The organism is Methylocaldum gracile, from assembly GCF_053646815.1.
On record NZ_CM132196.1, the window covers coordinates 3,236,225 to 3,261,408 of the forward strand.

21 protein-coding genes and 1 pseudogene are annotated in these 25,184 nt (G+C 61.8%); 12 read left to right on the top strand and 10 right to left on the bottom strand.

Features of this window, described 5'->3' with window-relative positions; all coding sequences use genetic code 11:
• Positions 1 to 269: 269 nt before the first annotated feature.
• The 8 genes from ACWJJK_RS14215 to hemP form a co-directional block, all read right to left on the bottom strand.
• On the bottom strand, positions 270 to 584 hold the full coding sequence (locus ACWJJK_RS14215) for an HPF/RaiA family ribosome-associated protein (protein ID WP_077729152.1): 315 nt from the start codon (positions 582 to 584) through the stop codon (positions 270 to 272).
• 40 nt (positions 585 to 624) lie between these two features.
• Complete coding sequence (locus tag ACWJJK_RS14220; protein WP_454128199.1) at positions 625 to 1,776, bottom strand: baeRF3 domain-containing protein; 1,152 nt, start codon at positions 1,774 to 1,776, stop codon at positions 625 to 627.
• Between the two features lie 156 nt (positions 1,777 to 1,932).
• Positions 1,933 to 2,631 carry a PepSY-associated TM helix domain-containing protein gene (locus tag ACWJJK_RS14225; protein ID WP_454128200.1) on the bottom strand — a complete coding sequence of 233 codons (699 nt, stop codon included), beginning with the start codon at positions 2,629 to 2,631 and terminating at the stop codon, positions 1,933 to 1,935.
• Positions 2,631 to 4,778: a TonB-dependent receptor gene (locus tag ACWJJK_RS14230; RefSeq protein ID WP_454128201.1), complete on the bottom strand. Its 2,148-nt coding sequence runs from the start codon at positions 4,776 to 4,778 to the stop codon at positions 2,631 to 2,633. The genes ACWJJK_RS14225 and ACWJJK_RS14230 overlap by 1 nt, the downstream gene beginning before the upstream one ends.
• 76 nt (positions 4,779 to 4,854) lie before the next feature.
• Positions 4,855 to 5,283: an ExbD/TolR family protein gene (locus ACWJJK_RS14235; RefSeq protein WP_454128202.1), complete on the bottom strand. Its 429-nt coding sequence runs from the start codon at positions 5,281 to 5,283 to the stop codon at positions 4,855 to 4,857.
• Positions 5,283 to 6,029 carry a MotA/TolQ/ExbB proton channel family protein gene (locus ACWJJK_RS14240; RefSeq protein WP_454128203.1) on the bottom strand — a complete coding sequence of 249 codons (747 nt, stop codon included), beginning with the start codon at positions 6,027 to 6,029 and terminating at the stop codon, positions 5,283 to 5,285. The genes ACWJJK_RS14235 and ACWJJK_RS14240 overlap by 1 nt, the downstream gene beginning before the upstream one ends.
• A 4-nt stretch (positions 6,030 to 6,033) precedes the next feature.
• On the bottom strand, positions 6,034 to 6,795 hold the full coding sequence (locus tag ACWJJK_RS14245; protein WP_434112234.1) for a TonB family protein: 762 nt from the start codon (positions 6,793 to 6,795) through the stop codon (positions 6,034 to 6,036).
• Between the two features lie 259 nt (positions 6,796 to 7,054).
• Complete coding sequence (gene hemP / locus ACWJJK_RS14250) at positions 7,055 to 7,243, bottom strand: hemin uptake protein HemP (RefSeq protein ID WP_086135471.1); 189 nt, start codon at positions 7,241 to 7,243, stop codon at positions 7,055 to 7,057.
• A 188-nt stretch (positions 7,244 to 7,431) separates the two neighbouring features.
• Between hemP and hppD the strand changes: the two genes are divergently transcribed.
• The 8 genes from hppD (at position 7,432) to ACWJJK_RS14290 (ending at position 17,646) form a co-directional block, all read left to right on the top strand.
• Positions 7,432 to 8,487, top strand: a complete 1,056-nt coding sequence (gene hppD, locus ACWJJK_RS14255; protein ID WP_077729160.1) for a 4-hydroxyphenylpyruvate dioxygenase — start codon at positions 7,432 to 7,434, stop codon at positions 8,485 to 8,487.
• Positions 8,487 to 9,605 (top strand): homogentisate 1,2-dioxygenase, encoded by a 1,119-nt coding sequence (locus ACWJJK_RS14260; RefSeq protein ID WP_454128204.1) that lies wholly within the window; start codon positions 8,487 to 8,489, stop codon positions 9,603 to 9,605. Before hppD ends, ACWJJK_RS14260 begins: the two co-directional genes overlap by 1 nt.
• A 2-nt stretch (positions 9,606 to 9,607) precedes the next feature.
• On the top strand, positions 9,608 to 10,585 hold the full coding sequence (locus ACWJJK_RS14265) for a fumarylacetoacetate hydrolase family protein (protein ID WP_454128205.1): 978 nt from the start codon (positions 9,608 to 9,610) through the stop codon (positions 10,583 to 10,585).
• Positions 10,585 to 11,229, top strand: coding sequence for a maleylacetoacetate isomerase (maiA, locus tag ACWJJK_RS14270; protein ID WP_240507123.1), 645 nt, complete (start codon positions 10,585 to 10,587; stop codon positions 11,227 to 11,229). Before ACWJJK_RS14265 ends, maiA begins: the two co-directional genes overlap by 1 nt.
• A 130-nt stretch (positions 11,230 to 11,359) precedes the next feature.
• Positions 11,360 to 12,295 carry a hypothetical protein gene (locus ACWJJK_RS14275; protein ID WP_454128206.1) on the top strand — a complete coding sequence of 312 codons (936 nt, stop codon included), beginning with the start codon at positions 11,360 to 11,362 and terminating at the stop codon, positions 12,293 to 12,295.
• Positions 12,296 to 13,048: 753 nt separating this feature from the next.
• Complete coding sequence (locus tag ACWJJK_RS14280; protein ID WP_454128207.1) at positions 13,049 to 15,004, top strand: acetoacetate--CoA ligase; 1,956 nt, start codon at positions 13,049 to 13,051, stop codon at positions 15,002 to 15,004.
• 175 nt (positions 15,005 to 15,179) lie between these two features.
• Positions 15,180 to 16,271: a tryptophan 2,3-dioxygenase family protein gene (locus ACWJJK_RS14285; RefSeq protein WP_454128208.1), complete on the top strand. Its 1,092-nt coding sequence runs from the start codon at positions 15,180 to 15,182 to the stop codon at positions 16,269 to 16,271.
• Positions 16,272 to 16,545: 274 nt separating this feature from the next.
• Positions 16,546 to 17,646: a M14 family zinc carboxypeptidase gene (locus ACWJJK_RS14290; protein ID WP_454128209.1), complete on the top strand. Its 1,101-nt coding sequence runs from the start codon at positions 16,546 to 16,548 to the stop codon at positions 17,644 to 17,646.
• A gap of 218 nt (positions 17,647 to 17,864) precedes the next feature.
• On the opposite strand, the pseudogene tnpA reads toward ACWJJK_RS14290, so the two are convergent.
• Positions 17,865 to 18,104 (bottom strand): annotated as a pseudogene (tnpA, locus tag ACWJJK_RS14295) (IS200/IS605 family transposase); the annotation flags it as partial.
• Positions 18,105 to 18,231: 127 nt separating this feature from the next.
• Positions 18,232 to 20,859: a DUF7948 domain-containing protein gene (locus ACWJJK_RS14300; protein WP_454128210.1), complete on the bottom strand. Its 2,628-nt coding sequence runs from the start codon at positions 20,857 to 20,859 to the stop codon at positions 18,232 to 18,234.
• A 748-nt stretch (positions 20,860 to 21,607) separates the two neighbouring features.
• Here ACWJJK_RS14300 and ACWJJK_RS14305 point away from each other — a divergent pair.
• From ACWJJK_RS14305 to ACWJJK_RS14320, 4 genes are all read left to right on the top strand, one after another.
• Positions 21,608 to 22,399: a GNAT family N-acetyltransferase gene (locus ACWJJK_RS14305; protein WP_077729168.1), complete on the top strand. Its 792-nt coding sequence runs from the start codon at positions 21,608 to 21,610 to the stop codon at positions 22,397 to 22,399.
• Positions 22,374 to 23,150, top strand: coding sequence for a lysophospholipid acyltransferase family protein (locus ACWJJK_RS14310; protein ID WP_077729169.1), 777 nt, complete (start codon positions 22,374 to 22,376; stop codon positions 23,148 to 23,150). The genes ACWJJK_RS14305 and ACWJJK_RS14310 overlap by 26 nt, the downstream gene beginning before the upstream one ends.
• 72 nt (positions 23,151 to 23,222) lie before the next feature.
• Positions 23,223 to 24,032, top strand: a complete 810-nt coding sequence (locus ACWJJK_RS14315) for a metallophosphoesterase (RefSeq protein WP_133716791.1) — start codon at positions 23,223 to 23,225, stop codon at positions 24,030 to 24,032.
• A complete protein-coding gene (locus ACWJJK_RS14320) occupies positions 23,989 to 25,029 on the top strand; it encodes a glycosyltransferase family 4 protein (RefSeq protein ID WP_454128211.1) in 1,041 nt (346 codons plus the stop codon). The genes ACWJJK_RS14315 and ACWJJK_RS14320 overlap by 44 nt, the downstream gene beginning before the upstream one ends.
• The last annotated feature ends 155 nt before the right edge of the window (positions 25,030 to 25,184 follow it).

Below are 25,184 nucleotides of genomic sequence, written 5' to 3' on the forward strand. Positions count from 1 at the left end.
ACCCTCCTGGTATTTCGGGCCGCCGCCCGGGCCGGTACACGCCCGGCCTGGGCTCACGCGGCTTGTCGCCGCGCCGGGGCATCCCTGTCCCGGATTAACCCGGCCTATTATTTATAGGCCGGGTTAATAGTCGAAAAAGCGCTTGCCGAGCGGAAGCGAGCCGGACAGGCCGTCGACGCGCGAGTCATTTTTTGCGGCCACACGCCGATTCTCAAAACAGACGTCCGCGCCGAATCGTTCGTTGGATACGCCTGTGCGAATGCCGTTCGCTAGCGGTTTTCCAGTCGGCTGAAGGTGGAATCCAGCGCTCTCTTCAGCTTTTCCGCGGCTCCGTTGACCGCCTGCTCGACGCTGTCGGCCCTGTGACTGACCGCTACCGGCTTCAGGCCCGCAGGGCGAGCCTCGAGCAGGCAGCGTATATCGTCTTGACCGATCTTGTGAGCGTTGATGTCACTGAGATGAGCTTCCACCCGGGTGACCCTTTCGCCGAAACGACCCAAAATCGCCGCTACCGAATCCTCGACCCAGTGGGCCAGTTCGTCGCGGCCTTCGATGTTGCTGTCGGTGTTGAACTGAATCTGCATGGACGCGTCCTTTTGCCTAGGCTATCCGGGAACGACCCCCTTAATAGCGATAAATCGCGGCAACCCCGGTCCCGGTGGGCATCCGCTCGGGGGGAACGACGACCACCTGGCCGCCGCTCCTCATGACCCACTCCGCGAGATCGTCGAGCAGATCATCGACCTCGGGATGAGCCAGATCGTCGAATTCGACCTGTCCGGTCGTGGAATCAATTCGGCCGGGAATCTCGCAGCCGGCGTCGATCAGCAAGCTCGTAACCCGACCGGCTACGGCCGCCTCGGCGACCTGGGCCGGATCGTCGGCACCGAGCCCTTTGGCTTTCGCCGCGCCGAATGCCTCCACCAGCTCGTCCAGCCTTGCCAGATAATAAGGCTCGACCGCCCGCCACGCGCGCTCCCGCAGTTCGCCGGCAGACACCGCGTCCGGATGGACATCGATGCCTTCCTCCAGCAGGAACGGGTTATGGCTCACCCGGCGGAAGAGATGATGGTGTTCCGGCAGCGCCGCGAGCACCAAGGGCAAGCCCGAGGGCCGCGAATGATGTTCCAGCACGGCGCGGTCGACGACGCGAAAGAACCGTTCCGCATCAAGGTCCACCTCGTCCTTTCTCCCGCCCTGGCCATGGTGCATCGCCGGACCGGCGGGGCCGGAGCCATAGGTGGAGACGGTCAGGTGCGGCTCGGTCAACTCCTCGCCCAGCGCTTCGATGATGGTGCGCGGGACCTCATCGGCCAGTTCGATTTCGTCCAGTGCGTCGCGATTCCCTTCAAAAAGCTTGATTTCCTTACGATTCAGTCCGAGAACCTGGTAGCGATCGGCCGACTGGAGGATGCGCAGCAGGGGTTTGGTGTGGAAGCTGTCGGCCACTACCGCCAATTCCGGAACCGGCCGCTGCAGCCTATAGGCTAGGAACAAGCCGGGCGCGGCCAGTACGGCTAGTCCATCCAGCGTGTGATTCCAGAAGCCGCGATCGGCGGCCAGGTTTCGAAACGGCTCGATGAGCGCTCGAATCTTTTCTTCCGGATAGGTCCGCCGCAACGAGTCTTCCAAGGCTTTCACCAGGTTCCGAAACCGGATTCGGTCCTGCTGGTTATCCGGATGGGACCGGTGAGTCGGCGCGTACAGCGAGAGGCATGGGGGCCCTTGAACGTCGAAGAAGAGCCCGGTGGGGTAATCATGTGCCGGTGAATCCATAAAGCCTCCGGGGCAAGGCGAAAGTCCTGGAAAATACCCAAGATGAATAAGTATCAATGACCAAGAACGTTCTCCAATCGTTCCCCTGCTTTCAGCCGGCCGCCTTCCGCTGCGATGATTCCCGTTGTTCCGGTCGACGCGGCCTCCCTCGTCTCTCTATAGAGCCTGCCAGACAAACCAGAGTCCCAGACCGAGCGAGCCGAGGCCGAGCCCGGCGGCGGTGAGCCGGCGGCCATGCAGCCGGGTCCACAGCAGCACGCCGGTCAGGCCGAGCACGATCAGTCCGCCGGCCAGCGTGTCCGCCAGCAAGATCCAGCCGACGCCCAACCCGGCGCCGCGGTGCAAGTTGCCGAGCAGGGCGAAGACATTCGCTTCGCCGCGCTTGACGGTGACGAAAGCATTACCTTCCCAATATTCCGCTTGGAGGAAGCGTTGCGGCGTACGCGCGGCGATCTGCCAGCGCGCCGGCTGCCGCACCTCCACGCCGTTCCAGATAACGGTCTTGCCAGGCTCCTGCATGATCTTCGCCTTGTCGGATGGGAACTGCAGCGCTTCTGCTAGCCATAGTGCCAAGGCCTTGGGATCGGCGGGACGCGGTTCCGGCAGCGGCAGCTGTATCACGGTCTGCTCCATCCGGGCGGCCGGAATTTTCAACTTCTCGTGGTGATTGAGCAGAATTCCCGTGGTCCCGAACAAAAACCCCAACGCCGCGCCCCACAGCCCTATCCAGGCGTGAGTGCGGCGCAGCCATTTAAGGAATGCCCCGCGCGCCAGACGCCTCGGGAGGAACAAGTATCCGCCCGAGGGTTTGGAACGCGGCGAGTGAGCCGGAAGACCGAGCTCGGCGGGCTTCATCAGAATCTCACCCGCAGCGCGGCAGTGGCGGCAATCGGCGAGCCCGGCATGATGTTGTTGTTGCTGTGCGCCGAAGCGTAATACTCCTTGTCGAATAGGTTTTCGACGTTGACCTGCACCTGGACATTGTCGTTGACCGTGTAATAGACAGCCCCGTCGAAGCGGAGGAAGCCCGGCAGGGTGACGTTATTGTCGGTGGCCGCGTACATTTCGCTGCGGTATACCGCGCCGAGGCCGACGCCCCAATGAGGGGTAATGTCGTAGCGGTTCCAGAGCGAAACCGTGTGTTCCGGGACCTGGGCCACCTTGTTGCCTTTCGGAGCGCTGGCCGACAAGCTCTCGGTGATTTCGGCATCCTGGTAGGCGTATCCGCCGATCACGCGCCATTGGTCGGTGATGTTGCCGCTCAATCCCAGTTCAATCCCCCGCGTGCGCTGGCCGTCGACCAGGAACGACGCCGCGGGGTTATTGGGGTCGGTGGCGATCGCGTTGAGGCGATCGAGCTGATAAAAGGCCAGGGTCGCCGACAGATCGGGACGGATGTCCCACTTCGCACCCACCTCGTAGTTCTTGAACTCTTCCGGCTCCAACGAGCTGTTGGCCAGTGTCAGCGAGGCCAATTGATCGCCCGCCCGCGGCACATAGGCCATGCTGTAGCTCGCATAGATCGAGAGCTCGTCGAACGGCTTGAAGATCAGGCCCCCGCGCGGCGACCAAAGGTCGTCATTGGTGTAGAAAGTCTGGCCGTTGCGGTTGTTGCGGAAATCGACCTCGAAGTTGTCGTAGCGAAGCCCCGCCACGAGTTGCCAGTGCTTGGTGAGCTCGATCTGATCCTGAAAATAGCCTGCCGCGATGGTCGCGAGGCCGTGGTTGTCCGCATCCGTGGCGCTTTGCCGGAAGGTGACGGGGCCGGTATATCTCGGATCCGCCACGGGAACCCTGGCCGATGTCGCATTGGGACCCACCGCCGTGAAATATCCGGTCTGGCGAAAGTTGTCGGTTTCCTGGTGACCGAACTCAGCGCCGGTCAACAGAGTGTGTTTGAACGGTCCGGTTTCGAGCTCGAACGTCAGATCGGTCTGGTTGAAGAAATTCTCGCGCTGGGTCGCGTTGTTGTAGGCCGAGATCGCCACCTGGTCGCCCGCGGCATTGACCGCCCCCGGGAAAATGTTCTGGTAGAACTTGTCGTAGATCGCATAACGGGTGCGGTTGCGGAACTTGATCCCGTTCCCGAAGTCGTGATCGATCAAGGCGTTGAACGCGTCGACTTTCGACCAGGTCGGACTGCGCCTCGGATCGCCGAAAAACGTGGAAACGTCGGTCTCGACCGGGCGGCCCGAGAACGAAGAAATGCCGCGGTCCGCGACACGGTCGTCCTCGTAATGCTCGTAGCCGAAGGTCACTTGGGTCTGATCGCCCAGACGCCAGGACACGGTTGGATTGACGCCCCAGCGCTCGGCATGGAAACCCTCGCGAAAGCTGCGTGAACTCTCCCATAGGCTAGTGAGACGAACGGCGAAATTCTCGTTGATGGCTTGGCCGAAGTCCCCGGTTAACCGGAATTTGTCCCAGGAACCGACCTGAAAGCTCGCCTCGCGCGGGTTCTCCCAGTTCGCTTGCTTGGTTACCCGGTTGATCAGACCGCCGGAGCTGCCGCGGCCGAAAATCATCGCGTTCGGGCCTTTCAGCACCTCCACCCGGTCGATGTTGTAAAGATCGCGGAAATACTGGACATCGTCGCGCATGCCGTCGACGTACATATCGCCGGTCGTGGCGTTGCCGCGAAAAATCACCGCATCCCGGTTGCCTTCCCCTTGCGACATCACGACGCCGGGCACGTAGCGGACCGTATCGGCGATGCTCTGCATGTTCTGGTCCTTGATCAGCTCCTGCGTGATGACGGTGATCGACTGCGGAACGTCGATCAGGGGAGTGTCGGTCTTGGTCGCCGTCGTGGTGCGTTTGGCCATGTAACCTTTCGTGTCGCCGCCCGCCTGTTCCACCTTGCCGACCACTTTGACCTGGTCGAGCGTGGTGAGATCTTCGTCCGCCGCGATGGCGCCATCCGTCGCGCACGCCAGGGCGAGCGCGAGTGGCGTTCCGGCCAACGCCGTGGATTTAAGCCGGTAGTTGTTATTCTTAGTCATGGATGTTTTCCCCAAGTTAACTGGTTCTGTTGGCTGGCTACCTGGCTGGAAAACGGCTGGGTGGCTAATTCGTATGTCAAGGCTTGGCTTCGTTCGGATCGGAGACGAAGCCGATGCGTGTCACGCCGGCATTGGCCGAGGCGGCGAGCACTTCGGCGATGATCTGGTAGGCCGTGGCTTTATCGGCCCGGAGGTGCACCTCGGGCTGAGGCTGCTGCCGTGCCGCCGCCGCGAAGCGCTCGCGCATCCCTGCCCGGTCGATCGCGTCATTGTTCCAGAAAAGCCGGCCGGCTCCGTCGATCGCCAAATCGATGTGCTCGCCCTGGTCTGCGCTCGGCTGGCTCGCCGCTCTGGGCAGATCGATCTTGACGTTGTGGGTGAGCAAGGGCGTCGTGATCATGAAAATGACCAATAACACCAGCATGATGTCGATGAGCGGGATCATGTTGATCTCGGCCGAGGGACGCATGCCGCCCTGCCCCTGGCTGAAGCTTCCGAACGCCATCACGCACCTCCCGCGACGGCCTGGCCGACCGCGCCGCTTCGGTCATCGGCTTCGGTCCCGACGCAATGCGCGCCGGTGGTCAGGAAAGCGAACAGGTCGTGGGCGAAGGCATCGAGCTTCGCCAGCAGCAGCCGATTGGAGCGGGCGAAGGCGTTGTAGGCCAATACTGCGGGAATGGCCACGGCGAGGCCGGCGCCGGTCATGATCAGCGCTTCGCCAACCGGGCCCGCGATTTGATCGAGGCTCCCCTGCCCGCTCATGCCGATGTTGACCAGGGCGTGGTAAACGCCCCAGACCGTGCCGAACAAGCCGATGAACGGGGCGGTGCTGCCGATGGACGCGAGCACGGTTAGCCCCCATTCGAGAGACGCGGTTTCCTCGTCGATGACCCGGCGCATCGAACGCGTCAGGAATTCCGCCGCCGAACCCGCCTCGTTCAGCCGCCCCGCGCCGTGCCGAGCATGATGCCGGGATGACACCAGCGCATGATAGGCGAGATGGGAAAACGGTTCGTCCGGGTGGTGCTCTTCCAATTGCAATTCCACGGCATGCAGGGAAGAGGCGTTCCAGAAGGACTCCAGAAAGCGGGCCGTCCGGCGGCGCGCGATCAGCGCCTGCAGGTTCTTCGCCACGATGAAATACCAGCTCGCGACGGACATGGCGACGAGGATCGCGAAAATCGCCTTGCCGGCCGAGTCGCTTTGCGCCAGGAAATGGGTCAAGCCCAGGGTTTCTGTCGTTTCCATAGGATTATCCTTCGAGTGAGAATGAAATCGGGACCAACACCCACGCCGGCACGGACTTGTCTCCCTGGCGGGCGGGAACGAATTTCCACTGCTTTACGGTTTCGAGAGCGGCGGCATCGAGCCGGTCGTATCCGCTGGAGGTCTGGACGTTAACCGCTTCGGCGCCGCCGCCGGCATCCACCAGAACCCGAAGCACGACTTTGCCCTGTTCTTTTCGGCGGAGGGAACCGACCGGATAGGCCGGCGCCGGATTGCGCAGATAAGCCGCGTTGAAGCGTGGCGGAACGACCGGCCCCGGCGACGGAGCCGTCGCCGATACGGCTGATGGCGGCAGTACCGGGCCCGGCGCCGCTTCGGTCGAAGTTGGACGTGGAGACGGTTCCTGTTCGGCAGTCGTCTGCTGCACGGCTGCCTGGCTGGGCCTGGACAGGATCGGCGACCGCTTGGCCGACGGTCGGACCTGTTTCGGCTTGGGCTTCGCTTTCGGTTTGGGCGTTTCGGTCTTGGGCTTGACGGGTTCTACCGGTTTCTGTACGGCCTGGGGCGCATCGGCTTGCGGGTGCGCCGTCGAAATCAGGTCGACCATGACCGGCGCCGCTTGCGGACTCTGCACTGCCGGCACCGACTCGTCCTCTATCAGCATCGGTAGCACCGCGGCATGGACCAGGGCGGCCCCCAATATGCCGGCGGTGCGAACTCCCCAACAACGATCGACGATTGAGATGCCGGGCCAGAGACGGTCCGGCGGAAAAGTGGCTGCCCACATGATGCTGCCTCACCAACAGAAGCGTAACTAAACCAAACTGTCTGGCTGGCTACCTATGCCGTGAGGCCGGGTGGCTGGCTACAAGGGGTGTCGGAACCTGCGACGCGTTCCACTAAAGCATTTTCCGATTCGGTGTAAGGGATCCCGATGTGTAGGTCGGCAATCCTTTGCCGACAGCAACAGTCCGGCCAGCGGGTTTGTCGGCAAAGGATTGCCGACCTACGCTCTCCCCACCCGGGACGAGTCTCACACACACAAACTATTTCGTCAGAATGAGCTTGTCGTTGCTGGTTAGGCGCAGACGGTATTCGTCTCCGCCATGTTCGATCACGATTTCACGACCGGAGCCCAACAACTCCGCACTTGTGACTCTGCGCTTCGAATGAAAGGGCCCCGCATCACCCCGACGATGCGGGCGATCGGTTTCGGTTCGGTTGCTTGGGCTCATACTTTTTCCTCATGTCGTTCAGCGGCGGCGGACGGCACATCCACCCTGTCGCAAATGATATCCATTATCATTTTCATTGACAACCGTTCTTGCTGCGCCTGACTCGTCGAGCCATGGGAATCTTTATGCGACCACCGAGGTCATAGGAATCAAAGAACTCAAAAAAATCCGCCACTGGGGTATCCAATATGACAAGCGACGACGTCCCCCCCATAAGGACCGATGGATTCGAATTCATCGAATATACCGCCCGTGACACTCAAGCCTTGGCGAGACTTTTCGAGCAGATGGGATTCAAGGCCGTGGCCCGCCACCGGTCCAAGGATGTGGTTCTATACCGGCAGGGAGAGATCAATTTCGTCATTAATCACGAACCGGGGAGTTTCGCCCAGCGCTTCGCGGAGCGGCACGGGCCTTCGATTTGCGCCTTCGCGATTCGCGTCGAAAATGCCGCCTGGGCCTTCCGGCGCGCGCTCGAACTGGGCGCCAGGCCGTCCGCCAGCGAGGCTGGTCCCATGGAACTCAATATCCCGGCCATCCGCGGAATCGGACGGAGCCTGATTTATCTGGTCGACCGTTATGGAGAGCATTCGATCTACGATGTCGACTTCGTTCCCATCGAAAACGAGCCGGCGGAACCTTTCGGGGTCGGCCTGACCCGCATCGACCATTTGACCCATAACGTGCGCAAGGGCCACATGGACGAATGGGCCGATTTTTACGAGCGCGTCTTCGGTTTCAGGGAGATCCGCTATTTCGACATCCACGGCAAGGCGACCGGGCTGAAATCGCGGGCGATGGCGAGCCCCTGCGGAAAGATCCGCATTCCCGTCAACGAGCCTTCCGATCCCAAGTCGCAGATTCAGGAGTACCTCGACCTTTATCACGGCGAAGGCATTCAACACGTTGCTCTGGCCACGGACGACATCTACGCCACCGTTGAGCGGCTCCGCGAGAACGGCGTCCGCTTCATGGACGTGCCCGATACCTATTACGAGCGGGTGAACTCCCGCGTTCCGGGCCACGGTGAGAATTTGGAGCGGCTGCGGCGGAACCGGATTCTCATCGACGGCCTGCCGGGCAACAAAGTGGGCCTTCTCCTGCAAATCTTCACCGAGACCGTGATCGGGCCGATTTTCTTCGAGATCATCCAGCGGAAAGGCAACGAAGGATTCGGCGAGGGCAATTTCCAGGCGCTGTTCGAGGCGATAGAAGACGATCAAATGCGACGGGGGGTAATCTGATGTTCCGCTGGATTTCACTGCCGAGAGTCGAGGGCGTCGCCGCCCGCCAGGCTCACGCCGATTTGCCCGAGGGCACTTACGAACGCGAATTGGGGCGGGAGGGCTTCTACGGCCCTTCCACGCAAATGCTCCACCGCCATCCGCCGACCGGCTGGATCAGCGTCGAGGGACCGCTCAGGCCGCGCGCCTTCGATACCAACCAGCTCACCGGAACCAGCGTCTCGCCATGGGACGCCACGCCGATGCTGGGCAATCTGAGCGTGAAAATCCGGTGCTGGCATACCTATTCCGCCATGGACCACCTGGTGCGGAACGGCGACGGCGACGAATTGCTGTTCGTCCACGAAGGCTCCGGACATCTTTATTGCGACTACGGCCATCTCGCCTTTTCCGAGGGCGATTACCTGGTGATTCCACGGGGCACCCTGTGGCGCATCGAAACCTCCGGCATGGGCGTCTTCCTCCTAATCGAGGCGTCCAACAGTACCTACCGGCTTCCCGAAAAAGGCATCGTCGGAGCCCATGCCGTGTTCGACCCGGCGGTCTTGGACACGCCCAAGATCGACGACGCCTTTCTCGCCCAGCAGTCGGACCGGACCTGGCGGGTGCTGGTCAAGCGGCGCGATCGGCTCAGCGCCGTGACTTACCCATTCAATCCGCTCGATGCCGTCGGCTGGCAGGGCACGCTGATGCCGGTCCGGCTCAACTGGCGTGATATCCGCCCGCTGATGAGCCATCGCTATCATCTTCCGCCTTCGGCCCATACCACCTTCGCTAGCGAGCGCTTCGTCGTGTGCACTTTCTGCCCGCGGCCGCTGGAAAGCGATCCGGGCGTGCTCCGGGTGCCCTTCTATCACAACAACGACGACTACGACGAGGTGATCTTCTATCACCGCGGCCATTTCTTCTCCCGCGACAACATCCATCCGGGCATGATGACCCTGCACCCGGCGGGAATCACCCACGGCCCTCATCCCAAGGCATTGGAGGCGGCTAAGGCGAGGTCGCGCACCGAAACCGACGAGGTGGCGGTCATGATCGACGCCCGCGACGCCCTCGAAGTGGCCGACCTGCCCCGAGGGGTCGAGTGGGCGGGCTACGTGGACTCCTGGAAATAGCCATGAAACTCGCTTCGCTGAAATCCGGAAGCCGCGACGGAACCCTGGTTATCGTCGACCGGGAGCTGAAAACGGCATTCCCCGCCCTGGAGTCCGGCTTCTCAACGCTGCAATCGGTACTGGAGAACTGGGAAGACGCCGCACCCGCACTGGAAACCACCTATCGCGCCCTCAATCAGCGCGAGCTCGATGCGCTCCCCTTAAGACCTACCGAGCTGGCGTCGCCCTTGCCCCGAAGCTATCAATGGCTGGACGGAAGCGCCTATCTGTCCCATGTCGAGAGGGTGCGAAAGGCCCGCGGCGCGCCCATGCCGCCTAGCCTGTACACCGACCCCCTGATGTATCAGGGAGGATCGGCGGCTTTCCTCGGCCCACGGGACCCGATCCGGCTCGCCGATGAAAGCTGGGGACTGGATTTCGAGGCGGAAGTCGCGGCGATCACCGACGACGTGCCCGTGGGAACGACAGCCGAAGAAGCGGCCTCGCACATCAAGCTGCTGATGCTGGTCAACGACATTTCGCTGCGCAACCTGATTCCCCAGGAACTCGCCAAAGGCTTCGGGTTCCTGCACGGCAAACCCGGACCCGCCTTCTCGCCGGTTGCGGTCACGCCCAACGAATTGGGAAATGCCTGGGACGGCGGCAAGATCCACCTTCCGCTGCTGACCCACCGGAGCGGTATTCTCGTCGGCAATCCCGACGCCGGCCAAGGCATGCAATTCGACTTCCCCGCCCTGATCGCCCACGCCGCCAAGACCCGCCCCCTCCCCGCCGGCACCATCATAGGCTCCGGCACCGTCAGCAACGCGGACACCGGCCGGGGTTATTCCTGCATCGTCGAAAAACGCGTCCTCGAACAGATCGAACCCGGCGAAGCCCGGACGCCTTATCTCCGGCACGGCGAGACGGTACGGATCGAAATGCTGGACCGGAACGGACGCTCCGTTTTCGGCGCCATCGAACAGGACGTGCTGCAGTGATGGGGCTGGAGCTGTACACCTACTTCCGAAGCTCGGCCGCCTACCGGGTCCGCATCGCCTTGAACCTCAAAAGATTGTCTTACCGGCCGCAATTCGTGCATCTCGCGAAGGGCATGCAGCGGCAACCCAAATATCGTGAAATCAATCCGCAGGGACTGGTACCGACCCTGGTGGACCGGGGAACGCCGTTCACGCAGTCCCTGGCGATCATAGAGTATCTGAACGACACCTATCCCGACCCGCCGCTGCTGCCACGCCGCCGCGACGAGCGGGCTTACGTCCGAGCGCTTGCGCAAATCATCGCCTGCGACATTCATCCCTTGAACAATCTTCGGGTCCTACGGTATCTCGCGGAGGTGCTGGGCCAGGACGAGCTGGCCCGAAACGCCTGGATTCGGTACTGGATCGAGGAAGGGTTCGGGGCGTTCGAGGAACAGCTCGCCCGCCACGGAGGCAGCAGCCGATTCTGCTTCGGCGACACGCCGACCCTTGCGGATATCTGCCTGGTGCCGCAGGTGTTCAACGCCCGGCGCTTCGGCTGCGATTTGAACGGGTTCCCCCGAATACGAGCGATCGACGAAAGCTGCCTTGCGCTCACCGCATTCCGCGACGCGGCACCGGAGCAGCAGGCGGACGCCGAATAGTGAATTTTTCGGGCTGGCGTAGCGCCGGGAGTGCCCATGTCGGCAACGGATTGCCGACCTGCCGGAGAAATTCGGAACGAATTCGCGGGTCAAATAAGTAGTTTTCCTTCTTATGTTATGAGGAGGTTCCATGATAGCCGTCGCCGACTCCAAACTTGAGCGCTATGCCGAGGAACACCGCTTGTCGGGCCTGACCGCTCCGACGCTCGAGGCGCTTGCGACGAACCGGACCGGGTATTCGGTCGACAAGGCCCAACGCTTTCTCGCCTTTCAGCGGCGCATAGACACCGAAATGCTGAGACACCGGATCATCACCGACAATCGTTATACCGCCTGGTTCAGCCAGGGCGAGCAAACCTTCGATCAGGTCCGGGCGTTCATCGTCCAGTTCTCGGTGTTTTCGAACCAGTTCCTGGTGGCCCAGCTTCAAAAAATGATCAATGCCGATTCTCTCGAAGGCATGCGGGCCTCCAAGGAAATTCTCGCCAACGAAATCGGCGTCGTCTTCAATGCCGGGCGGAAAAGGTCCGCCACGCGCGATCCCGACCATGAGGTCGATCCCGAACTGGTCTCCACCGAGGGCACGGTGGAAGGCGGCATATTCCATTTCCGTGCGGCGCATTTCGAGTGGCTGCTGCGAATCGCCGGGGAGCTCGGACTCGGATTTCAGGATCTCGGCGGCCGCAGGCACGGCACCCCCGCCACCCTCCATTTCTGCGACGAACTGATCCGGCTCTACGGCAACGAGAACTACGCAATCACCCAGGCCGCGAGCTATGCCGTGGAAAACTGGGCGGCGGCCGGTTTCTGGCAGGAACTGATCGACGGCTTGGTCCGCTACAACGCGCGTACCGGCTCGAACTTGCCGCTCGCTTTCTTCACCTGGCACAACCGCCTCGAAGCCCAGCACGCCCAGCATACCCAGGAGGAACTGGAAGAGCTTTATTTCACCCGCGACATCGACGAGGATGATTTCATACGTTACGGCAACGAAATGCTCGACGGCGTGGCGGTGTTTTGGGACGGCCTGGACGAGCAGCGGCGGGCGTTGGCGAAAGCGGCTTAAGCAGCGCTTCCCGCAAATCGTAAATATGAGGAGTCGCTTGCGCGACAGCTATTTGAATGTGGGTTTCCGAACCCACGGTCGGCTTACTTTCTTTTGCTCGGCCAAAAGAAAGTAACCAGAGGGAAGGCCGCCCGGTTGCCGCTTGGGTCCTGCGCTGCTACGAAAACCATCCTTGGTTTTCGCCCTTCGGGCCAGCGTACCGCTGTTCAAATTCGCTCCCGGCGAATTTGTCGCTTTCGGCGGGAGGCGATCGAAGGGTCATCCATGACCCTCGATCGCCGCGCAGAATCCATTCTGCGCCCCTTACGGGTTATTCCCGCAGAAAGCTCCGATGCTCGGCGCGGCAAACGGGATAAGAACACAAAGCCGGAAACGCAGAACCTGTCCTGAGAAAAGTCGAAGGACTTATTCCGGCTATTGGAGTTTGCGTGAAGTAACGATCCACCGGCAAAGCCAGTGGCTTTCGACGGCTGGCCCCTCAAAGGGGCCTGACCGCCATCGGGCAAAAGCCATGTCGTCACCCCGGCAGGGAAGGGGCCGACTAAAGGCCCGTTTGCGATTGGAGTGCCGGGGTCCAGTGACCACGGATGGTTTCGACCATTCACAATCCCTGTGAACTGGATTCCGGCAATCCCTGCCGGAATGACGGCCCAGCGAAATTGGGACAATACCTGACTCCCGGAAATGTCAAACTTTGCGAGTCCCTCGGCAGAACCGGGGGTTTTCCCGCGATAAATAATCTGGAGCGCCGTCTTGAATCAACCCCTCTGGCAACCCACCCGCTCGCGCATCGAAAGCACGAATCTGTACCGATTCACGCACATTCTGCGAGACCGATGGAGCATCGAATTGCCCGATTACGCTGCCCTTCACCGCTTCTCAATCGAGCAAATGGACGAATTCTGGCTGAGTCTGTGGGACTACGCGGGAGTCGTGGCGGAGACGCGCGGCGACCGCATTTTGGCGGACCGCGACAAGATGCCCGGCGCGCGGTTCTTCCCCGAGGCGCGGCTCAATTTCGCCGAGAATTTGCTCAAACGCCGGGATGACGGAGACGCCATCGTCTTCTGGGGCGAGGATAGGGTGCGCCGGCGGCTGAGCTGGCGCGAGCTTTACGAGCGAGTCAGCCGTCTGGCGCAGGCTCTCGAAGCCGACGGCGTCGTGCCGGGAGACCGGGTCGCCGTCATCATGCCCAACCTGCCGGAAACCGTGATCGCGATGCTCGCCGCCGCATCGGTCGGGGCGATCTTCACCTCCTGCTCGCCCGATTTCGGCGTACAGGGTGTGCTGGACCGGTTCGGGCAAGTCGGACCGAAGGTTCTCATCGCCGCCGACGGATGCTTTTACAACGGCAAAGCCCATTTCGCCGCCGACAAGCTCCGCACGATCATGGCCAACTTGCCGAAGCTCGAACGCATTGTCCTCGTTCCTTATATCTCCGAGCAGCCTGAGCTAGAGGCGCTGGGCGAACGGGCGATTCGCTTCGACGATTATCTCGCGCCCTACCAAACGAGCGAGATTCCCTTCGCCCGGCTACCTTTCGACTCGCCGCTATACATTCTCTATTCCTCCGGCACGACCGGCATTCCGAAGTGCATCGTTCACGGCGCCGGCGGCACGCTGCTCAAACATTTGGAGGAACACCTACTGCAATGCGACGTGAAGCCGAACGATCGGGTGTTCTATTTCACCACCTGCGGCTGGATGATGTGGAACTGGCTGGCCTCCGCCCTCGCCTGCGGCGCCACCCTGCTCCTTTACGACGGTTCTCCCTTCCACCCCTCGGGCAATGTGCTGTTCGATTTCGCCGATGCCGAGGGCATGACCCATTTCGGCACTTCGGCCAAATACATTGACGCCTTGCTCAAGGCGGGAGTGGAACCGAAACGCACGCATCGGCTGACATCGCTCAGGACCGTTCTTTCGACCGGTTCGCCCCTGGCGCCGAACAGCTTCGATTACGTCTATGAGCGCGTCAAATCCGACGTGTGCCTGTCCTCGATCTCGGGCGGGGCCGATTTGATCGGCTGCTTCGTGGGCGGCAATCCGATGGGGCCGGTTCGACGGGGCGAGATCCAGGCCAAGGTGCTCGGCATGGCGGTCGAAGTCTTCGACGAAAACGGCCAACCGGTCGTCGGCACGAAAGGCGAACTGGTCTGCACCAAACCCTTTCCTTCGATGCCGCTGGAGTTCTGGAACGACCCGGACGGAACCAAATACCGCGAGGCGTATTTTTCCATGTACCCCGGCGTCTGGCGGCACGGCGACTGGGCCGAGATCATGCCGCACGGCGGCATCGTCATTCACGGCCGCTCCGATGCGGTGCTGAATCCCGGCGGCGTGCGCATCGGCACTGCCGAGATCTATCGGCAAGTCGAAAGGCTCGACGAAATCGTCGAAAGTTTGGTCGTCGGCCAGAATTGGGATAACGATGTCCGCATCGTGCTGTTCGTGCGCCTGCGCGAAGGCCTGAAGCTGGACGAAGCGCTGGCGGCAAGAATCCGGAGGCAGATTCGCGAAAACGCGAGCCCGCGCCATGTTCCGGCCAAGATCGTGCAGGTCGCCGACATTCCCCGCACGCTCTCCGGCAAGATCGTCGAACTCGCAGTACGCGAGATCATTCACGGACGCCCCGTGAAAAACCGCGACGCGCTCGCCAATCCCGAGGCGCTGGAACTCTTCAGGAATTTGCCGGAGCTGGCGAGCTGAGGGATTTGAGCCGGGCGTGTCATGCCTGATGCCGTTCTCCCGCCCGGCCGAACGGGACGCGCGTTCGTGTCGGCAAAGGATTGCCGACCTACTTGGGTTTGCCTACAAGCGTAGGTCGGTAATCCTTTGCCGACGATGCCTGTATAACATCAATCAATCAAGCGGAGACACCCCGATGAATCAGCGCTCCACGAAAGAAATCTACTACGCCGACTACCTGCAACTCGAGCGTCTCTTGAGCGCTCAGACGCCCGAAAGCCGCCGGCATGGCAGGGAAGCCCACGACGAGATGCTGTTCATCATCACGCACCAGGCTTACGAGATCTGGTTCAAGCAAATCCTGCACGAACTCGAGTCGGTGCTCGGTGCATTCGCGGTCACGCCTTTGGACGAACACAGCATGGGCGTCATCGTCGCCCGTCTCGAGCGCGTCATTGCGATACAAAAGGTCTTGAATCAGCAAATCGACGTTCTGGAGACCATCACTCCGCTGGATTTTCTCGATTTTCGCGATTACCTGATCCCCGCTTCCGGATTTCAGAGCGTGCAATTCCGCGAGATCGAACTGCGCCTGGGGTTGGGCGTTCACGTTCCGCAACCGGTCACCGGCCGGCTCAGATCCGAGGATGTCGCATACCTGCGTGAAATCGCCAGCGAGCCAAGTCTTTTCGAACAGGTGGACGCCTGGCTGGCGCGCATGCCTTTCCTCAAGTTCGAGGGCTATGACTTTTGGGAAAGCTACCGTCAGGCGGTCATGGCTATGCTGGCGAAAGACCGGCGCTCGATCGAGACGAATCCTTTATTTTCCGATGCCGAGCGTAGCGCGCAGCTCGCCGAGCTGGAAAACACCCGGCGGAAATTCGATTATCTGCTCGACCCGGCAGGATTCGAGCGGCTCAAGGCGCAAGGCATGTTTCATCTCTGCCAAACGTCCGTGCTATCGGCCCTCTTCATCCAGCTGTACCGGGACGAGCCGATTCTGCACCTGCCGTTCCGCCTGCTCAGTCACCTGATGGACATCGACGAACAGTTCACCACCTGGCGCAGCCGCCACGCCCTGATGGCGCAACGCATGCTGGGGAGCAAAATCGGTACCGGGGGAAGCAGCGGACACGAATATCTCCAGGAAACGGTGGACAAGAAGCGGATCTTCAAGGATTTGTTCAACCTCTCGACCTTTCTGATCCCGCGCTCGTCCTTGCCGGCCCTGCCCAAGCGGCTGAAACAGAGCCTCGACTTCCATTTCACCGGAGAGAGGTGCAGCTGAGCCGGCAACATTTTGTATCGGTTTAGCGGTGAGGATCGTGAAATTCGTAGGTCGGCAAGGGATTGCCGACCTACTGGACCTTGACGGCGCTGCGCCAAACCTGAAAATGTGCTCAGGCCCACCCCCGCAGAGCCTTATCCAACAACTTAAGCCTATCTACCGTTCGATGTTCGACGAGACAGAAGGCAGACATCGTCCACCGCTGGATCGGACGGACTAGGGCAGCGATGTCCATCCTGCTAAGCTGTCCAAATCACGCTCTTCACGTACACCCATGACCGATTTCTCCGCCAGTGAATCGACGTCCTTCGAGCCTCGACAGGGGTCGCTCACTCGTCCGGTGATGCGCGCCCTCCCCGAACTGCGGGAGCTTCTGATACTCGCGGAGCACGTCGCGGATGCGGGCTGGGATTGGGCGCGGGTGGAAGTTTTGGCGGAATTGCATCACGGTGAGGAATCGTTTCCGCTGCTGGCCTTTCGCTTCGGTCCGTCCGATCCCGCCTTGCCGGCTCTGGCGCTATTCGGCGGGGTCCACGGGCTCGAGCGCATCGGCACGCAGGTCGTGACCTCATATCTCCGGACCCTGGTGGAAATGGCTCGCTGGGACCGGGTGACCCGAGACATGCTCTCCACGACTCGCCTGCTGATCATGCCGCTGGTCAATCCGGTCGGCATGTATCTCAAACGACGATCCAACGGCAACCGGGTCGATCTCATGCGAAACGCGCCGGTTCGGGCGGAAGGATTGTCCCGTTGGCATCTATTCGCCGGGCATCGCATTTCTCCCGCATTGCCCTGGTATCAAGGGCAGGAAGACGCTCCCATGGAGATCGAAGCGCAAACCCTTTGCGATTGGGTGCGCCGCGAGCTCTTTCCCGCCCGAACCGCACTCAGCATCGACGTGCACTCCGGCTACGGGAAGGTAGACCGCCTGTGGTTTCCCTTCGCGAAAACCCGGAAGCCCTTTCCGGCACTGGCGGAAGCCGTCGCCTTGAAGCACCTGATCGACAAGACCCATCCCAACCACGTCTATTGCATAGAGCCCCAGTCCCGACAGTACCTCGCCCACGGCGACTTGTGGGATTACCTCTACGACGAATACAGAACCGTCCGGCCCGACGGCCGCTATATTCCCTTCACCCTGGAGCTGGGTTCGTGGCTTTGGGTGAAGAAGAACTGGTCGCAGGCATTCTCGGCCCTCGGCGTCTTCAATCCGCGCCTTCCTCACCGCGTGCGGCGGACCCTAAGGCGTCATCTTTTGCTGTTCGAGCTTTTCTACCGCGCCGTACGCTCGCCCGAGCCATGGACCGAGCTCGACGAAGCCGAGCGAGAGCGGTTAAGGCGTCAGGGCTTGGAATGGTGGTATGACGGATGATGAGACGCGCAAACGCCGGACCAATCGGCCGGATGTCGATTGGCACGCACTGTGCCCATATGATTCGCCGACGCATATTCTGGTCTACGGTACATTTTCGTGCGTGCTGAATTCTCCTGTATGACGCGCAGGATCAGCGCGCCGCCGGGTTGTCTGCTGATTTCGCATCCTCCCCGGCGCTCGCCCGCTGGGCGCTTCACGCATCCAAATCGACTCCCGCCGGTGAAGTTCCTCTGCCGACCGCCGAACTTCCTGGCGATTTGGATCGCACGCTTACCCTTGATGTAGCCCACCACGTTCGAAACCGCATACTTCGGCGGAATGCTGATACACATATGAACGTGGTCGCCCATCAGGTGACCTTCAACAATTTTCGATTCCTTGTGCCCGGCGAGCTCCTGAAATATCTCTCCAAAATGCCGCTTGAGCGCACCAAAAATCAATTTCTTCCGCCGCTTCGAACCGTCCCCGCCGCAGAAGACCTGCAACAGGCCGCGCACTCCCCCTGGTTTTGCATGCTCTCCTCGATGGCCGCACCGGCGCGGCCTGCGTCGGCCAGGTCTTGAGCCGCTATGAGCTTGGATGTCAGGGAGTCGGCGCTCCCCAAGCTGCCGATCGTCCCGAGTTCCTCTCCTGGAGCGGGCTGATCGTCTGCATGGTGCTGGGGATCGTAGTGACGACGTTCACGGTCACGGGGGCCGCGTGCGCGACCGAGGTCCCCGGAAACCCGACGATCCACAGCGTGTACGTGCCGGGCGTGACGGTGGACGCGACACCGATGGTGAGCGTGAAAGAGAAGGACCCATTGGGCGGGAGGGAGCCGATGTCCTGGGGGAAACCGGGCGCCGTGAAGCCGGCCGGCAGCGCCCCTCCGGTCGGCTGGGCGAAGATCCCGAGCTTCACGGCCTCTCCCGTGAACCCGTTCAGCGAATTCACCGTCACCGTCGCCAGGCCCTGTCCGCCTTGGGTGACGTTGATCGTAGGAAGGGGCGAGAAGGAGTAGTCGCTGACGAGGACGAGTTTGTCGGCGAAGCCATCGCTGGCGCCACCGCCGTACCTCGGCTGAGCGGCTCCCATCTGGTCTGCGTTGCTCGGTGGGATCTCGCCCGCCAGATAGACATTGAACCCCGAGATGGACGGCGGAACGGCGAGGGCAGTCGCGACATCGGACGATCCAAAGGAGAAGAAGGCCGAGTTCTGGACGACCGCCGGGTTCGCGGTCTGGAATGTTTCGGCGAAGCCCTTCAGGTCGTACCTGAGGACCCACAGAAAGGCATCGGGGCCGACGCTCCCGTCCGGGTCCGTATCGAACGACCCCGCCACGTTGACGACCGGTCCGAAGAACGAGCCGCTGATACCCAGGGCGAGCACCCGGTCGAAGCCGCTGGCGCCCACGTAGCTCGCCTGGATCACGTTCGCCAGGCTGGAGTTGAGTCGAGCCACAAAGCCGTCCGCGGCCCCTCCGAACGTCGGTTGGAGCCCTCCCAGCGTTCCGGGGAAGCTCGAGGCAGTGGTCTCTCCGGCGACGAACACGTCCGACCCTGAAACGGCTATGGCGTGTGCGATGTCCTGACCAAGCCCCCCGAGGTAGGTGGCCCGCACCTGCGTGGTCAAACTGCTGGTCAGGAGCGCCACGAAGGCGTCGGACTGGCCGTCGGGATAATGGATCTCCTGAGCGCCCCCTCCCGTCTTCGGAAAATCTGTCGAGGCGGTTTCCCCCGTCGCGTAGACGAACCCCGCCGAGACCGCGATGGCATTGATGGAATCGGAGGAGCGGCCTCCCAGGTACGTTGCCTGCGTCAGGCTCTTCAGATCAGCGGAGAACGCGGCGATGAAGCCGTCGTTTGTGTTCTGCCCGACAGGGCGGATGACCGGGTCCCCGTTCAGCGGCTGAGCGCTGTCGAGGGTCCCGACGAGATCGTGCGAGGCCGTCCGGCCCGCCACGAACACGGCATAGGCGCCCCCGAAAAGAGCCACGCTGCTGGCGGCGTCCTCGTCGGTCCCTCCGAAGTAGGTCGCCTGGGTCAACGCCTTCAAGTCCGAGGTAAGAAGCGCGGCGAACGCGTCTTTGCCCCCCGCGTTCTCCGGTCGGGCGCCTCCGGTCGTTCCCGGAAAGTCCGTCGATGTCGTCGAACCTGTGGCGTAGATGCCGGCTTCCGAGACCGCGAGACCGCTCACGATGTCATCGCCGGTCCCCCCCAGGTACGTCGCCTGGATGATCGTCTTCAAATCCGAACTGAGGAGAGCGACGAAGCCGTCGCTCGGGCCGGCCAGGGCAGGCCGAGCCCCTCCCGCCGTCCCTGGGAAGTCCGTCGAGTCGGTGGTCCCCGCCACGAGCACGTTCGACGCCGTGGCCGCTGCGGCGGTGACGCGGTCCCCTCCCGATCCCCCGAGGAAGGTGGCTTGGATCAAAGGGTCGATCTCGAGGTCCTTCGTCCGATCGTACTGCCCGACTTCGAAGCGGTAGCTCGTTCCCTCGACCGCATAGGCGACCTCCACAGGGTGTGCGCGGCCCGCGACCGTCTGGTAGGCCTTCGGCCTGCTGAACACGACCGTGCCGAGCCCCGTGCCGACCTCCAGCTCGCCCTTGTCGTTCGCCCGGAGGAATGTCGCGCCAGAAATCCTCACTCCGATCTTCTCGGGCCTCGCGCCAGGCCTGACGTGGAAGAGTTTCTCGACGGTTGCGCCCGCCGCCCTCAGCTCGAGCTCGATCCCCTCGTACACCTCACCGAGGGTCACGCGATCGTAGGTCGGGACGTTCGTTCTCCAGGCGGATTCCTCACTCCCGATCAGATAGTTCACCTCGGTTGGGGCCTTCTCTGCGCCGTCCACCAAGGCAGCGGCGCCGCCGACGAGCGCCTCCTTCAGGGACCAACCCGTTGTCCCGGTCTTGCCGGACACCTTCGGGAGGTCGTACACGATCTCGCCGATGCGGGTGACATAGACAGTGCCGCCGTCGATCCCCGCATAGAACCTCACCCGCTCGTCGGTCTGCCCCTGGTTCGCGATGAAGGGGACGCTCGGATGAATGAGCTTCCCGCTCACCTGCGGCGAGGGCGAGCTCGAAGCGTCATGCGGCTCACCGCCATGCTTGGGCCGGGCGAACAGGATCGCCCCCAGCAAGGCCAGCAGCCCCAGGAAAAAGTACCGTAAGCCCGGAAACCGGCCGCGGGAGCTCGGCTTCCTGTCCCTTTGCCGCGTCGAGTATTGCATGATTCCCTCTCCGGGATCGGACCTGTCCATGGCGCTCACCCCCCGTTTGGGCAGAATCTGAGCCTCGCAGAGTTTGAGTCCAGGAAAAATAAACGTCCTTTTTCTAATTCCTATGACCGGCTTCGCGGCATCAAATTCCGATCAGGGCTGTTCAATGCTTGATGCCCTGAGAGTTTATGAATCAGGCCCGTAAATACCCTCCTGGTATTTCGGGCCGCCGCCCAGGCCCGGTACACGCCCGGCCTGGGCTCACGCGGCTTGTCGCCGCGCCGGATTAACCCGGCCTATATATATAGGCCGGGTTAATAAGATGCGCTCCAGGTTAATGGCGTTGTCATAGAGAGCGGCAGCGATATTGGGGGCTGATCCCAAAATGGGAAATATAGTCCGCGTTGGGCGCAATAGGGTACTCCCGTATTGCGCCGCATGAGGAGGTTTCCCATGCGGCTCTACGGCCCTGTTCGATCTGTTCTACCGCGCCGTCCGCTCGCCGGAACCCTGGGTCGCACTTGGCCACGCCGAGCGCGAGCGGTTACGGCGTCAGGGGTTGGAATGGTGATATTAGGTGTCGCTGACGCGGCGCCCCCTTCAATCATGCTTCCAACCGTCGACCGCCAAGACGAAAAATACTCCGAGCCAAAACGGATCGCCTGCGGCGCTTGTCATCATTTCGTCACCAAACCGCAATATTTGCGTCATACCGCCTCCGTAAAGTGCCTTTCCATCGAAGCACAGACGGAAGGCTTACATGTCAGTACAAGACGCTATTTCTCTCTCGTCCCGTCCTCGCCGTTACGCCGCCGAAGTCGCCAGCGATCCGGCGACCGTCCGCGCAACCCAAGCCCTGCGCTACCACGTTTTCGCCGAAGAGATGGGCGCGCATCTGCATACCCGGATCGAGGGTCTCGATTATGACGAAATCGACGATTACTGCGATCATCTCTTGGTGCGCGACACCCAAACCGGGCAGATCGTCGCTTGCACTCGTTTGCTGGACGACATCCAGGCTGCGCGCCTGGGACGTTTCTACTCCGAGGGCGAATTCCAACTCGACGAGGTTCTGGCCTTGCCCGGACGCTTCCTGGAGATCGGCCGCACCTGCGTCGATCCGTCCCACCGCGGCAGCGTGGTTCTCGGAACCTTGTGGAACGGGCTGGCGGAATACGTCTACAACGGCCGTTTCAACTACCTGATGGGCTGCGCCAGCATCCCGCCTGGCCCCAGCGGCTTCGCCGTCGATGCGGTCTATCGGCAGATCGAGCCGCACCAGTTCGGCCCGTCGGAACTCTTGGTAAGGTCCAAAAATCCGGTTCCTGCGCACAAGCGCTGCGTCCAGGACGAAAGCGGCATTCCGCCTTTGTTGCAGGCTTATCTCAGGCTGGGCTGCTGGGTCTTGGGCGATCCTTTCTGGGACGAGGACTTCAACGTCATGGACGTGTTCATTCTGCTGGACCTCTCCCGCATGCAGGCCCGCTACGAGAAGCGCTTCATCGCCAGCAAACAGGAAAATTCGCGTGCAGCGCTGTCGGCAGTGGTTTAAAGCCCTGGCCATCGCCGCCATGTTCGTGGCCGGCATCGTGGCCGTCAGCACGGTCATGCCGGCCCTGAGGCTGCTATTGGGGAAGAAGTCGGCCGCCTTGAACGACGCCATCGTGGTGAGCTGGAACCGTGCCGTCTGCCGGATTCTCAATCTGCGCTTGCACATTCGCGGGCGGCCCGACGCGAACGCCCGATTAGTGGTGGCCAACCACATTTCCTGGCTGGACATCATCGCCCTCGGAGCGCAAGGCCCCTGCTTGTTCGTCGCCAAACGGGAAGTGGCGGATTGGCCGGTCATGGGCTACCTGGCGAAAGGCATCGGCACGCTTTTCGTCCAGCGCGGCGATACCGGGCAGAGCGCAGCCGTGGCCGAACGGATGGCCTGGCAATTGCGCCAGGGGAAACGCCTGGTGCTGTTCCCGGAAGGCACGACAACCACCGGCGACCGCGTGCTGCGTTTTCACGGCAAGCTGCTCCACCCGGCGCAGTTGGCGGGAGCGCACGTCCAGGCGGTCGCCCTGCGTTACGACGGCGCGGCGAAAGAATGCGCACCCTTCGTCGGCGAGGACGAATTTCTGCCGCATCTCCTCGACATCCTCAAGCTGGAACGGATCGATCTCCATGTGCACTATTGCCCCGCCGTTCCGCCCGGACCGGGCCGGAACGAGTTGGCGCAAACCACGCGGCAACAGATCGTGGCCGCGCTGGATGCCGGCCATTCTTGCCGCGGACTGGCCGTCATGAATTCTTAACCGGTCCGTCACGGCGCTTTAAGAAAATCGGTTTAAGTTCTTTGCCAGTTTCAACCGCAGCGAGGACTATCCATGAAGCTGAAATACCGTACCGTCTGGATTTCCGACGTACATCTAGGGACGAGGGGCTGCAAGGATGAATATCTCCTCGATTTTCTGCGGCACATCGAATGCGAACGCCTTTATCTGGTGGGCGATATCATCGATTTCTGGAAGCTCAAGAGCGGTGTTTACTGGCCCCGCCTGCACAACGAGATCGTCCGCACCGTCATGGCGATGGCGGCTCGGGGCACACGGGTGATTTACATTCCGGGCAACCACGACGAAATCTTCCGCGGCTATATCGGCACGGTGTTCAACGGCATCGAGATCCACGCCAGCGCGGTCCACGAGACGGCGACCGGACGCCGGCTTCTGGTACTGCACGGCGACGAGTTCGACGGCGTGGTCTGCTCCAGCCGCTGGCTGGCGGTTCTCGGCAGCGGCGCCTACGACTTCCTGATCGAGGTCAACCGCTGGTTCAATCACGTCCGCCGCATTCTCGGCTTTCCCTACTGGTCGATGTCGGCCTACATCAAGCACAAGGTGAAGAACGCCGTGAACTTCATCTTCGATTTCGAGCGGGCGCTGATTCACGAGGCCTATGAACAAAATCTGGACGGCGTGATTTGCGGCCACATTCACCACGCCACGATCCGGACGGCCGAGCACGGCACGCTGTACGGCAACTGCGGCGACTGGGTGGAAAGCTGCACCGCCCTGGCCGAAAGCCACGCCGGAACGCTGTCCGTCATCCGCTGGCTGGAAGAAAGCACCCAACTCCTGGAGGATCTCGCACTTGAAACTCGCCCTGATCACGGACGCCTGGCTCCCACAAACTAACGGCGTCGTCACCACGCTTCGCACGATCTCTGAGCAGCTCCGCGCGATCGGACATACGGTCGAAACCTTTACGCCGGATCAGTTTCGCAACTGGCCCTGTCCGAGCTATCCCGAAATCCGTCTGGCGCTGGGCTGCGGCTCGAAACTCCGAGCCCGGCTGGACGAATTCCAGCCCGATGCCATTCACATCGCCACGGAAGGCCCGCTCGGCATGGCCGCCCGGAATTTTTGCAAACGGCGCGGGCTTCCCTTCACGAGTTCTTTCCATACCCGATTCGCCGAATATATCCATCTCCGCACCGGTCTGCCGCTCGCTGTCGGCTATTCCTTTCTGCGCTGGTTTCATGGCGAAAGCGAGCGCCTGATGACTGCGACGCCCACCTTGCTGGAGGAACTCAAGGCGCGAGGCTTCAAGAACCCGGTGCTGTGGTCGCGCGGAGTGGACACGGACTTGTTCCGTCCCCGAGACAAGGGTTTTCTGCCCGATGCCCGCCCCGTGCTGCTCTATGCCGGCCGGGTGGCGATCGAAAAGAATATCGAGGCTTTTCTCAAGCTGGATCTGCCGGGCGCCAAGTACGTGGTCGGCGACGGACCGCAGCGGGAGGAGCTCGAGAGCAAATATCCCGATGTCCGCTTCGTCGGTTACAAATACGGCGAGGAACTGGCCCGCTATCTCGCGGCCGCCGATGTTTTCGTTTTTCCGAGTCGAACCGACACTTTCGGCCTGGTGATGCTGGAAGCTCTGGCCTCTGGCGTTCCGGTCGCGGCCTTTCCGGTGGAAGGCCCGAAGGACGTGATTCTGAGCGGTCGGGTCGGCTGCCTGGACGAAGACCTCAAGAACGCTATCACCGAGGCGCTGAAACTCGATCCCAAAGACTGCCGCCAGTATGCCCTGCGCTATTCCTGGCGCGATTGCGCCCTCCTGTTCGAAAGCTATCTGGCGCCGATTCCGAAAAACGGCGCGCGTTCGACGGCGTGGTGGCAGCGGTATTCGTGATCTCCGTGCCCGAGCCATGGGCATCTGCACCCTCGCGATTGATGCCTGTCCTGAGCCTAGTCGAAGGGCGCTCCACTTCGTTCAGCACATCCTACGAGTTCTAAGCGCTGTCATGGATCGTTCATCTTTCCGTCACCGGATTGTCATCTGCCCCG